The organism is Martelella sp. FLE1502 (genome assembly GCF_053484255.1).
Map to the genome: position 1 here is coordinate 215,833 of NZ_JBAKFQ010000005.1, position 11,184 is coordinate 227,016.

The following is an 11,184-nucleotide window of genomic DNA, read 5'->3' on the forward strand; positions in this document are numbered from 1 at the left end:
CCGGGCGAAATCAATGACCGGATTGCATCAACCAGAGCGTGATCATGATCAGGATGATGGCGAGCGCCTGGAACGCGACGCGGGCCTGCATCATCTTGTTGGAATGCTGGGGGCTGCCGCCGAGCATCATGTTGATGAGCCCGCGGGCCAGGAAGAACACCACCAGCAGCATCACGATGACAGTGGCGAAAACGAATACCGTGGACATTTTCTCTCCCGGAGCGGGGCCGCCTCACATCAAGGCGCTCACCCGCTCCATCTCTTTGTCTTGCCGCATTCTCGCCGCGGACAGCGGAATGCTTCGGAAATCGGCGCCATCAGACGACAAAACAGCCGCGCTTGCAAGGGCCGGCTCAGTGCGCCTCGAACGCATCGCTGAGCAGGCGCGCGGCATCAGGACCGAAGGCAACCAGAAAGACCATCTCGATTTCCGGCAGGTGTTGAAGTCCGTTTGAAACCGTCTCGACGGCAATGCGCGCGGCGCGGTCAGCCGGAAAGCCGTAAACGCCGGTGGAAATCGCCGGAAAGGCGATCGTCCGGCAGGCATGCGCCGCGGCCAGTTCCAGCGAATTCCGGTAACAGAGCCGCAGCTTTTCAGCCTCGCCATTGTCGCCCCCATGCCAGACGGGGCCGACCGCGTGGATCACGTAACGGGCCCTCAGATCGTAACCTCCGGTGATCTTGGCTTCGCCCGTTGCGCACCCGCCAAGCGTGCGGCACTCTTCCAGAAGCCCCGGACCCGCCGCGCGGTGGATCGCGCCATCCACCCCGCCGCCGCCAAGCAACGAAGAATTGGCGGCGTTGACGACCGCATCGACGTCGTAGGTCGTGATATCGCCCTGTTCTATGATGATCTTTCCCATATCGCCCTGCCTCAGCTCAACCGTCCCATCAACCGGTAGAACCAGTCTGAGGGCATGATGCGCTTCAGGATCATGCCCTGCTTCGCCGGCGTGGTGACGGGATAATGCGGGCGCGGCCTTTTGGCCGTCAGCGCTTTAAGCAGAACGGCGTGGACGGCATCCGGTTCCAACCGGCTTTTGTTGGGCGGTCCCGAGCCATCAAGGCGGGCAAGCTGTTTCCTGTACTCCGCCGCGTGATGCGAGCCCTCGAGATCGATATTCTCGTGGATATGCTCCAGCGCATTGGCGGTGAAGCGCGAGGCGATCGGCCCCGGCTCGATCAGGCTCACGAAAATGCCGGTGCCCTCCAGCTCCATGCGCAAGGTCAGCGACATCGCCTCCAGCGCATATTTCGAGGCCGAATACGGCCCGCGATAGCGATAGGGCAAAAGGCCTAGAATGGAGGAGCATTGCACGATGCGGCCATGGCCCTGCGCGCGCATGAAGGGGATGACCTGCCGCGTCAACTCGTGCCAGCCGAAGAAATTGGCCTCGAACTGGGCGCGCAGCACATCGGTCGAGACATCCTCCACCGCTCCCGGCTGGCCATAGGCGCCATTGTTGAACAGCGCGTCGATGCGCCCGCCGGTGCGCTCCGCTACCGCCTCCACAAGGGCGGTGATCGACGCCTGATCGGTGTAATCGAGATAGAGCGCCTCCAGCCCGTCGGCTTCAAGGGCTGCGATATCCGCCGGCCTGCGCGCCGTGGCGAACACCCGCCAGCCCTCCTTCGCCAGCGCGCGGGCGCACCAGGCCCCGATGCCGCTGGAACAGCCGGTGACGATTATCGTGGATTGCTCGGCCAATACGCTACTCCGGTACACGAATTCATTGTGCTTCCTATATAAGGAACGCGAGCCGACCGCGAAACGCCTTTGGAGCAAGAATGAGAAAGCCGATCCGCACGACCTTCAAGGTGGCCTATGATGCGCTCTACCACTTCAGCGAGGACGACGGCTGGGCCATGGCAAGCCATGTGGCGCTTTCCACATTGCTTGCACTGTTTCCCTTCCTGATCTTCGGCACTACGCTGGCCGGCTTTCTCGGCGCCGACCAGTTCGCCGACATCGCGATCAACACCATTGTCGGCGCATGGCCGAAGGAGATCGCCGAACCGGTTTCCAACCAGATCCGCCAGGTGCTGACCGTGCCGCGCGGCGGACTGCTGACGGTCTCGGTGCTGGCCGCCGCCTACTTCGCCTCCAATGGCGTGGAGGCTGTCAGGCTTTCGCTGAACCGCGCCTACCGCGTGGAGGAAACCCGGACATGGTGGTGGCTCAGGATCAAGAGCCTCGGATTCGTGCTTCTGGCCTCGATCATCTTCGCCTTCCTCAGCATCATGTTCGTGGTGGTGCCGATCGCGCTGCACTTTGCCGAGCGCTGGTTTCCATGGCTGGAGAACGGGTTGACGACGCTCGCCAATGCGCGCCTCGTCGGCACCTTCCTGCTGTTGATGTTCGGGCTGGTGATCGCGCACCTGTTTCTGGCGGCCGGCCGCCGCCGGCTGGTCGACGTGCTCCCCGGCATTATCCTGACGCTGGTTTTCTGGGCGATCTTCGCCTCCGGCTTCGCCTATTATCTCGGCACCTTCGCGCAGTACAGCGCCACCTATGCCGGGCTCGCGACGCCGATGATCCTGCTGGTGTTTCTCTATTCGATCGGCGTGATCCTGCTTTTAGGCGCGGAGGTGAACGCGGCGCTTTTGAAATACAAGGTGATCAAGCACGCGCCATGGAGCCGCCACCGCTCGCGCCGGGCCAAGCATTCAGATCCCGCAAAGGATACGGATATCAGCCACTGAACGCCCTTCCGCGCGCAACTGCCTGAGCGCGGTATCGCCGTTCGATTTGGAAAGCTTGCGCCCGTCCGGGCCCAGAATCAGCCGGTGGTGATGATAGACTGGGGCTGGAAGACCCAGAAGCTCCTGCAGCAGGCGGTGGATCGCGGTGGCGTGATAGAGATCGAGACCGCGCACCACGTGGGTGATCCCCTGCGCCACATCATCGGTGACCACCGAAAGATGATAGCTCGACGGCGCATCCGAGCGCGACAACACCACATCGCCCCAGACTGCGGGATCGGCCGGGATATCGACAATCCCGCCATCCCTTTCCTCGCGCCAGCAGAGCGGCTTGCCGATGCGCGCCACCGCCGCCTCCATGTCGAGCCGCCAGGCATGGCGCCTGCCCGCGGCGAGCAGCGCCTGGCGTTCTTCCTCGCCCCGCAGCCGGTCGGCGGCCGGATAGAGCGGCGCGCCGTCGGGATCGCGCGGCCAGTCGCTGCCGTCCGCCTCAAAGGCCTCGACCTGCCGGCGCACCTCGCCACGGGTCATGAACGCCGGATAGGCAAGCCCCGCGACAATCAGCCGGTCGAGCATGGCCTGATAATCGGCGAAATGCTCCGACTGGCGGAAGACCGGGGGCTCGAAGGCGATGCCGAGCCAGTCGAGATCCTCAATCAGCGCCGCCTCGAGTTCCGGCGTCGCGCGGGTCTGATCGATATCCTCAATCCTGAGCAGGAGCCTGCCGCCCGCAGCCCGCGCCCGCCGCTGGTTCTCAAACGCCGACAGGGCATGGCCGAGATGCAGATAGCCGTTCAGGCTCGGCGCGAAGCGGAAAACGGGTCGATCCGTAACTGGTTTCATGCGATGAACTATCCGGTTTTTCAACAAAAGGGGTAAGACGGATGGAGCGGCTGCGCAATGGCGACGATCTTGACAAGGCGCGCGCGGCTCTTTGCGAAAACGCTCCCCTGCTTGCCGAACTGGCCAAAACCCTCCCCGAAATCCCGCTCCGCCTGCTGCCTTCGGGTTTTGCAGGGCTTGCGGAAGTGGTGGCCGGGCAGATGATCTCCAAACAGGCGGCCGCTGCGATCTTCGCGCGGCTTCGCGCCGCCTGCGATCCGCTGACGGCCGAGGCCTATCTGGCGCTTTCGCCCGAAACCCATGCCGGCATCGGCCTGACCCGCGCCAAGCAGGCGACGCTCGGCGGCATCGCAACGGCGATTGCCGGCGGCACGCTCGATCTTGCGGTACTTGACGCCCTGCCGGCGGACGAGGCGATCGCGCTTCTGACGGCCTATCGCGGCGTCGGCCTCTGGACGGCGGAAGTCTATCTGATGTTCTGCGCCGGCCATATCGATATCTTCCCGGCCGGCGATCTGGCGCTGCGCATCGCCGCGGCCGACGCGCTCGGCCTCGACGAACGGCCCGATGCGGCGACGCTGAGAGCGCTTGCACGGGGGTGGGAACCCTATCGTTCCGTGGCGGCCCGTATCCTTTGGGCGCATTACGCGCAGATGACAAAAAGGGACGTCCTGCCGGTGGGATAAGGCTTCTGCGGTATTTTGCAGTCGAAACACAAGAGGCGATTAATCAGGCTTCACAATACTGTAACAACGAGCCTAATATACAGGAGACAGATGCCGAATCGATCAGGAGAGCAACTTGACGATTGCAGTCTCGCCTCAGGCCTTGCCGGCGCTCGTTCTGAATGCCGACTACAGGCCGCTGAGTTATTACCCCTTGTCGCTCTGGTCCTGGCAGGACGCGATCAAGGCCGTATTCCTCGACCGTGTCAACATCATCGCCGAGTATGATCAGGCCGTGTCCTCGCCCAGCTTCTCGATGCGGCTGCCGAGCGTGGTGTGCCTCAAGACCTATATCAAGCCCTCGCGCCACCCGGCCTTCACCCGCTTCAACGTGTTCCTGCGGGACCGCTTCCAGTGCCAGTATTGCGGCAGCCGCGAGGAGCTGACCTTCGACCACGTGATCCCGCGCTGTCGCGGCGGCGAAACCACGTGGGAAAACGTCGTGGCGGCCTGCTCGCCCTGCAATCTGAAGAAAGGCTCAAGGCTGCCGAAACAGGCGGGCATGATTCCCTACCACAAACCCTTCCAGCCAACGGTGCAGGACCTGCACAACAACGGCCGCCAGTTCCCCCCGAACTACCTGCATGAAAGCTGGCTGGACTATCTCTACTGGGACAGCGAACTCGAACCGTGACAAGACGCCTATGCGCGCCTGTAAATGCACCCATAAAAGTCACAAAAAGGCGGGTTTTGGTTCCGATGTGAAGCATCGGATTCACCGAGCGGATAGCATATGCTGAGCGTTGCAACTGAAGGAAACTTTGCCGCGGTCGCAGGGCGGAATGCTTATGGTCGCTTCAGCGCGATGACATTCGCTGGTACTGCCTTGGCGGCATCGGTATTCGCGCCCATGTCCTCATCGCGGGCGAGCGTCTTTCGGTCGCCGCGCTCGGCGGCTCCGGACGCAGCTTCACCGAAGTAGCGTGCAGGGGTCGTTCCGAGCATCCGCCTGAACATGGAGATGAATGCGCTGACGCTTTCATAGCCAAGATCGCCGGCAATGTTGGTGACCAGTTCGCCTTGCGCGAGGCGCTGAAGCGCCAGACCGATATGCAATTGCTGCCGCCAGCGAACGAATGACAAGCCGGTCTCGCGCTGAAACAGCCGGCTGAGCGTCCGGTTGCTCGCTCCGACGCGGGCGCCCCACTCATCGATGGTGAATCGCAGACCCGGATTTTCGATCATGGCCTCGGTCAGCCGCCGGAGCCTCCTGTCGTTCGGCATCGGCAAATGGATCGGCTCAAGGGGTGCTGCGGCCAGTTCGTCGAGCAGTACCGATATCAGCCGCGTCTCGCGCCCGTGATCCATTTTCTCCAGCGATGTTTCAAAATCGAAGCGCAGGATCAATTCGCGAAGGAAGGGTTGGACAAACAGAATGCCGCAATCCTGATCAAGCGGAGCGGCCAAACCAGGATCGATATACAGACTGCCGATCCTGATGTGACCATCCATTTTGCCGGCATGGGAGACGCCGCCGGGTATCCACAACGCGCAATGCGGCGGAACGGTCCATATGCCGCCAGCGGCCTGAACCGTCAGCACACCGCTGAGGACGTACATCAACTGCGCTTTGTTATGCCGATGCGGCTCCGTTTCACCGACGAAGGTCGCTTCGGTGATCAGGCTGAACACGGGACGGGCAATTTCATCCACTGTGTCGATGTCGGTTTGAGGCGGAAACTCCATCATATCATTCCGGTTGAGCGCATGCGGCCCACATTATAGCACGCGCATATCGTAACCATCTCCCGAAGGCCGAGAGCGACGCCAACCACCATTGCCGTTCAGCCAGCGTGTTTTTCAAGCAGAGCCAGACCTTTGGCCGTGGCTTGCTCCTCGTCCGGCGCGAACTGAACCGAAAAGCCTATCGCCTTGCTCACCGCCGCAGCGGCAACCCGTGCGGCACTATTCATTGGAGCGTAACCCTCGATCACGACCAACCCAAGGCAATATTTCTTCATGCGATCTTTGATCCGCTTGAAGAACAGCGCCTTCTCCTTGCGCTCTTCGGGCGTTTCATCGTCGTGATCGTGCGCAGCGTGGTCCGCGATCAGGACAAAATGCATCTGCCTGTCCAGCAGGCTCTCGAGCTGCCCGTTTCTGTCATGCACTTCCTCGACCGACGAATTTTCGTCTTCGTGCGCGCGCAAGAAGACAAGAGGGAAACGGGAATCATCCAGCAGCATTGTTCGAACCTTTCTTTGCCCACCTGCTCCGGGCGACGACAGCATTGTTCGCGTCACCAGACCATTCCATGGGCGATATAGGCGTCTTCCCTCATATCACCCGATGCGGTTCATCCGCTTTCGCGGACCTGCCATGAAATGCAGCGATCCGGCCACAATCGCCCAGCACCTGCGCCATCCGGCGCGTCGCCGCCATCGCCGGCGATCGAATGGCCGGTTCGAATGATATCTTGGCGGGATCGTTCGATGCGACGGCTCATCATCCCGTGTATCCCGGTTTCGTTCGCGGCTGAAAGAGCGACCCGGACAACCTGCCTGCCCGTGTGCATCTGCAAGGCGCAACGCTTTCGACATGCGTCACCCCATGTATCAAAGAACGTTTCAAATGCCCCTTCCTATCCATAAATGCGCGGCAACGCTGCTTATCCTGTCCGTTCTTCAAGGCTGCCATGATGCCGATGAACCTGAAACCAATACCGAAACCGCTTCGGTGGTCAGCGTCGTGCATGCGGAAATGCGGCCCTTGGTCTCATCGATCACCGTGACCGGCACACTGGCACCGCGCCAGGTGGCGCTCGTTCATTCGGAAACCCCGGGACTGGTGGTTACCGAATTGCTGGCGGAGGAAGGCCAAACCGTCCGTGCCGGTCAGCTTCTGGCGCGCCTGTCATCGGAACACCAGCGCGCAGAGTTAACGGGCGCGCGCGGAGAACTGCAGCGCGCCGAGCAGGCGCTGGCACGGGCAGAAACCCTTGCCGCCTCCGGTTCGATGGCGCGTAGCGAGATCGAGGCTGTGAAGGCCAGCCATGCAGGGGCGCTGGCACGCGTGCGCGCCCTGAAGATCGAACTGGCACGCGCCGAAATCCGCGCGCCGGTCGCGGGGTTCGTGCAGCGTCGGAACATCGAAATCGGCGAGGCCGCGAACGAGCAGGCCCTGTTCGAGATCGCCGCCGACAATGACATAGAGATGGTCGCCGATCTTAGTGAGGCCGACTGGCGTCACGTCCGGATCGGACAAAGCGCCGTCATCACCCTGGCGGAAGGGCAGACACTTTCGGGCCATATACACCGATTGTCCGGTGCGCTCGACAGCCGCACCCGGCTGGGGCGAGCCTGGATCAACCTGGACAATCCGCCCATCGGGCTCGTCACCGGCCAGGGTGCAACGGCCCGCTTGCGGAGCCGAGGCGCCGATCTCCTCACGGTTCCTCAATCCAGCCTGCTCTACGATCAGCAGGGCCCTCATGTGTTCGTCGTCCGGAATGGTGACGCCGTACGGCAGGACGTGGTCATGGGAGCGCGGAACACCGACTATGCCGAAATCGTCAGCGGGTTGAGTTCCGGCGATGCCGTGGTCGCGCGAGCCGGATCGCTTCTGCGCGATGGCGATCCGGTCCGGATCGCGGAAACGGGCGACGCGCAATGAACTTCAATATTTCCGCATGGGCTATTCGCCAACCGGCACCATCGCTGGTTCTGTTCGCGCTGCTGCTTCTGCTGGGCGTGTCTTCTTTCATGTCATTGCCGGTCGGACGCACGCCGAATATCGATCTGCCCCTCATCAACATAACCATCTCGCAAGCAGGAGCCGCGCCAGAAGAACTGGAAACGGACGTAACGCGTCTGGTCGAAAACGCCGTGGCGGGGATCGCCGGCATTCGTCACATAAGCTCGACGATCACGGACGGCCTTTCGACCACGCGGGTCGAGTTCCAGCTGAACGTGGCTCCCGACACTGCACTGTTCGACGTCAAGAGCAGAGTCGATGCCTTGCGCAGTGAACTGCCTGCCGACATAGACGCACCGATTGTCTCCAAGGTCGACACCGAAGGCGTGGAACTGGTGACCTGGCAGGTTTCCGCGCCCGACAGGTCGCTGGCCGAGCTCTCCTGGTTCATAGACGATACCGTGTCCCAGCATCTGCGCGGATTGCCGGGTGTCGGCGATGTGGTTCGCCGGGGCGGCAGCGAACGGGAAATCAAAGTCGCCCTCGATCCGGACCGGCTGCTTTCGCTGGGAGGCACGGTCGGAGACGTGCAGGACGCACTGCAAGACAGCCGGATCGATCTGCCGGCCGGGCACTGGAATGCTGCCGACGGGCGGCAGCCCATACGCATTCTGGCAAGGGCGCGTTCGGTCGCCGAACTGGCCGACACGCCTTTGCCGCTTAAGGGGCACAGCCTGCGCCTCGGCGATGTCGCGCGCATCACGGATACCAACGTCGAGGCCGAGACCTTTTTGCGCCGCGACGGCGTGCAAACCGCCGTCGCTTTCTCCGTGTTTCGCGCAAGGGGCGCTGACGAGCTCGCAGTGGCTAGGGCCGTTGCCGATGCGTTGCCGGCGCTGAAAGCCCTGGCGCCGGATATCACCTTCACCCGCATTGATGAGACAATCACCCCCACCCGGGAAACATTCGATGCGGCCATGAGCACGCTTTTCGAAGGTGCATTGCTGGCGATCGTCGTTGTCTTCATTTTTCTGCGTAACTGGCGCGCCACGCTTATTGCCGCGGTATCGCTGCCTTTGGCGATCATTCCAACCTTCTGGGTCCTCGATCTGATGGGTTACACGCTGAACATGCTCAGCCTGCTGGGCGTGACGCTGGTGACCGGCATTCTGGTCGATGACGCGATCGTCGAAATCGAGAACATCGAGCGGCACCTGCATATGGGCAAGACGCCGCGACAGGCGACGTTCGACGCCACGGCGGAAATCGGCCTTGCCGTGATGGCGATCTCAACCAGCGTTGCCGTGGTGTTTGCGCCAGTGGGCTTCATGGGGGGTGTCGCCGGCCAGTATTTCAAGGAATTTGGCCTGACGGTCTCGGTGTCGGTCCTGTTCTCGCTGCTGGTCGCCCGGCTCATCACGCCGATCATGGCGGCCAACATCCTGCGCCCTTCGGAAAAATTGCAGCCCCAGGCGGAAGATGCTCCGATTTCCTCGGATAGCCGGTATGCGCACGCGCTCGGCTGGGTCGTGCGACACAAATGGGTGGTGATCGCTCTCAGCGTCCTTGGTTTTGTGGCCGCACTGGCGGCGGCCAGTCAGTTACCGGACGATCTCGTACCCCAGGAGGAAACCGGGCGATTGGTCTTTGCCGTCGAAGCGCCCGCCGACTTCACGCTATCGCAACTGAACGACCGGACCGACGTCATGGCCCGGCTTATACGCTCCGAACTGTCGGATGTGGCGCATGTTCTGGTTGAAGGCGGTGTGGCGCCATCGGGCAATCGGGAGTTGAGGCTTGCAACATTGATCGTCCACCTGAAGCCTCGGGATGAACGGAAGAGCACCCAGCGGCAGGTGCAGCTCGCCATTCGCGACCTGCTGCGCACGCAGCCGGATCTGAGGGCCTGGCCTGTGAACAGCAATTTAGGCCGCGAGGTGGAAATCTCCGTCGCTGCGGCGACGCCCTCACGTCTGCGGGAAGCGGCGTCTCTGGTCGAGCGGAAAATGCAGGACATGGGCCTGGCCAATGTTGCCGTGAACTCCGGGTTCATGCGAAACGAAATCCACATTGCACCGCGGCTGACCGAAACATCCCGACTCGACATCACGACAACGCAGATCGCCAACACGGTGCGCCTGGCGGCCGTAGGCGGTGCCGAATTGGTGTTGCCGAAGTTCAAGGCCGAGGATCGTCTGGTTCCCATACGTGTGCAACTGGATGCCTCGGCCCGGCAGGATATCGAATTGCTGCGCGCGCTTCCCGTCGCCCGCGTCGATGGACGCCCCATTCCGCTCTCCGCCATTGCCGACATCCGATGGCAGGGAGGACCTTCGTCTATCGAGCGATATGATCGTCAGCGTCGCGTACTGGTCGGAGCCGATCTTGCCGGCGGTGCCACGCTTGGCACCGCTCTGACCGGAATCCGTGCCTCCGAAGAGGTGCAGGCACTGCCGCCCGGCGTTTTGATCAAACCGGCGGGCGATGGTGAACTTCTGGATGAGGTGATGAACGGTTTTGTCGGCGCACTGGGCCTGGGCCTCCTGCTGATGTTCGCCGTCATGGTGCTGCTGTTTTCGAGCCTGCGCCAGCCGCTGATTATCCTGATGTCTCTGCCGCTTGCCCTGACAGGCGCCATTCTGGCGCTATACGTGACCAGCACACCCATCAATCTGCCGGTGTTGATCGGCATTCTCATGCTGATGGGTATCGTCGCCAAGAACGCCATTCTTCTGGTGGATTTCGCCAAGATCGCGGAGGACGGCGGCATGTCGCCCGCTGACGCCATCATCCACGCCTGCCGCACCCGGGCGCGCCCGATCCTGATGACCACGCTGGCGATGGTGGCAGGCATGCTGCCCAGCGCATTGGGCGGTGCCATCGGCGGCGGTTTCCGCGCCCCCATGGCGATTGTCGTCATTGGCGGCCTGCTCGTCGCCACGGTGCTGTCTTTGCTGACGACGCCAGCACTGTTTCTCGCTGTCGAGAGCCTTTATGTCCGCCTCATGAGGGGCCGGGGCACCAGCAGTCCTTCTGCTTCGCAGTCGCAACCCTGACAACCGAACTGCAGTGCGTAATGGACTATTCCTGCCGGGAAGCCCGATCATGAAGGGCAAGCACCGCATCGGCAAATGCTTCAGGAGCTGTAAATGCACCCATAAGAGTCACAAAAAGGCGGGTTTTGGTTCAGATGTGAAGCATCGGATTCACCGGACGGGTGGCACATGAACCGCTCCGGGTTTGCCGGAGGCTTGGTTTCAATAGTTACGCGGCTTGGACT

At 62.1% G+C, this 11,184-nt stretch carries 11 protein-coding genes; 5 read left to right on the top strand and 6 right to left on the bottom strand.

Features of this window, described 5'->3' with window-relative positions:
* Window positions 1-10: 10 nt before the first annotated feature.
* The 3 genes from V6767_RS07010 to V6767_RS07020 all read right to left on the bottom strand — a co-directional run bounded on the left by V6767_RS07010 (window position 11) and on the right by V6767_RS07020 (window position 1,708).
* The gene (locus tag V6767_RS07010) at window positions 11-208 is read right to left on the bottom strand and encodes a twin transmembrane helix small protein (protein ID WP_018064827.1); all 198 of its coding nucleotides are present in this window, start codon (window positions 206-208) and stop codon (window positions 11-13) included.
* A 145-nt stretch (window positions 209-353) separates the two neighbouring features.
* The gene (locus tag V6767_RS07015; protein ID WP_448472799.1) at window positions 354-863 is read right to left on the bottom strand and encodes an O-acetyl-ADP-ribose deacetylase; all 510 of its coding nucleotides are present in this window, start codon (window positions 861-863) and stop codon (window positions 354-356) included.
* An 11-nt stretch (window positions 864-874) separates the two neighbouring features.
* Entirely contained in the window at window positions 875-1,708 is an 834-nt protein-coding gene (locus V6767_RS07020) for an SDR family oxidoreductase (protein ID WP_448472800.1), read from the bottom strand.
* A gap of 80 nt (window positions 1,709-1,788) precedes the next feature.
* Between V6767_RS07020 and V6767_RS07025 the strand changes: the two genes are divergently transcribed.
* Window positions 1,789-2,703: a YihY/virulence factor BrkB family protein gene (locus tag V6767_RS07025; protein WP_230721117.1), complete on the top strand. Its 915-nt coding sequence runs from the start codon at window positions 1,789-1,791 to the stop codon at window positions 2,701-2,703.
* Here V6767_RS07025 and gluQRS read toward each other — a convergent pair.
* Complete coding sequence (gene gluQRS / locus V6767_RS07030) at window positions 2,668-3,546, bottom strand: tRNA glutamyl-Q(34) synthetase GluQRS (RefSeq protein WP_448472801.1); 879 nt, start codon at window positions 3,544-3,546, stop codon at window positions 2,668-2,670. The genes V6767_RS07025 and gluQRS overlap by 36 nt on opposite strands.
* A gap of 41 nt (window positions 3,547-3,587) precedes the next feature.
* Between gluQRS and V6767_RS07035 the strand changes: the two genes are divergently transcribed.
* Together V6767_RS07035 and V6767_RS07040 are read left to right on the top strand one after the other, a co-directional pair.
* Window positions 3,588-4,232, top strand: a complete 645-nt coding sequence (locus V6767_RS07035) for a DNA-3-methyladenine glycosylase family protein (protein WP_448472802.1) — start codon at window positions 3,588-3,590, stop codon at window positions 4,230-4,232.
* A gap of 115 nt (window positions 4,233-4,347) precedes the next feature.
* Window positions 4,348-4,905 (top strand): HNH endonuclease, encoded by a 558-nt coding sequence (locus tag V6767_RS07040; protein ID WP_448430630.1) that lies wholly within the window; start codon window positions 4,348-4,350, stop codon window positions 4,903-4,905.
* A gap of 152 nt (window positions 4,906-5,057) precedes the next feature.
* On the opposite strand, the gene V6767_RS07045 is transcribed toward V6767_RS07040, so the two are convergent.
* On the bottom strand, window positions 5,058-5,957 hold the full coding sequence (locus V6767_RS07045) for an AraC family transcriptional regulator (protein ID WP_448472803.1): 900 nt from the start codon (window positions 5,955-5,957) through the stop codon (window positions 5,058-5,060).
* 98 nt (window positions 5,958-6,055) lie between these two features.
* The gene (locus V6767_RS07050) at window positions 6,056-6,457 is read right to left on the bottom strand and encodes a hypothetical protein (protein ID WP_448472804.1); all 402 of its coding nucleotides are present in this window, start codon (window positions 6,455-6,457) and stop codon (window positions 6,056-6,058) included.
* 385 nt (window positions 6,458-6,842) lie between these two features.
* On the opposite strand from V6767_RS07050, the gene V6767_RS07055 reads away from it, so the two are divergent.
* Together V6767_RS07055 and V6767_RS07060 are read left to right on the top strand one after the other, a co-directional pair.
* Window positions 6,843-7,883, top strand: a complete 1,041-nt coding sequence (locus tag V6767_RS07055; RefSeq protein ID WP_448472805.1) for an efflux RND transporter periplasmic adaptor subunit — start codon at window positions 6,843-6,845, stop codon at window positions 7,881-7,883.
* The gene (locus V6767_RS07060; RefSeq protein ID WP_448472806.1) at window positions 7,880-10,960 is read left to right on the top strand and encodes an efflux RND transporter permease subunit; all 3,081 of its coding nucleotides are present in this window, start codon (window positions 7,880-7,882) and stop codon (window positions 10,958-10,960) included. Before V6767_RS07055 ends, V6767_RS07060 begins: the two co-directional genes overlap by 4 nt.
* Window positions 10,961-11,184: the final 224 nt, after the last annotated feature.

Coding starts and splice junctions, on each gene's coding strand:
- V6767_RS07010 (WP_018064827.1), bottom strand. CDS start 208: ATGTCCACGGTATTCGTTTTCGCCACTGTCATCGTGATGCTGCTGGTG.
- V6767_RS07015 (WP_448472799.1), bottom strand. CDS start 863: ATGGGAAAGATCATCATAGAACAGGGCGATATCACGACCTACGACGTC.
- V6767_RS07025 (WP_230721117.1), top strand. CDS start 1,789: ATGAGAAAGCCGATCCGCACGACCTTCAAGGTGGCCTATGATGCGCTC.
- gluQRS (WP_448472801.1), bottom strand. CDS start 3,546: ATGAAACCAGTTACGGATCGACCCGTTTTCCGCTTCGCGCCGAGCCTG.
- V6767_RS07035 (WP_448472802.1), top strand. CDS start 3,588: ATGGAGCGGCTGCGCAATGGCGACGATCTTGACAAGGCGCGCGCGGCT.
- V6767_RS07045 (WP_448472803.1), bottom strand. CDS start 5,957: ATGGAGTTTCCGCCTCAAACCGACATCGACACAGTGGATGAAATTGCC.
- V6767_RS07050 (WP_448472804.1), bottom strand. CDS start 6,457: ATGCTGCTGGATGATTCCCGTTTCCCTCTTGTCTTCTTGCGCGCGCAC.
- V6767_RS07055 (WP_448472805.1), top strand. CDS start 6,843: ATGCCCCTTCCTATCCATAAATGCGCGGCAACGCTGCTTATCCTGTCC.
- V6767_RS07060 (WP_448472806.1), top strand. CDS start 7,880: ATGAACTTCAATATTTCCGCATGGGCTATTCGCCAACCGGCACCATCG.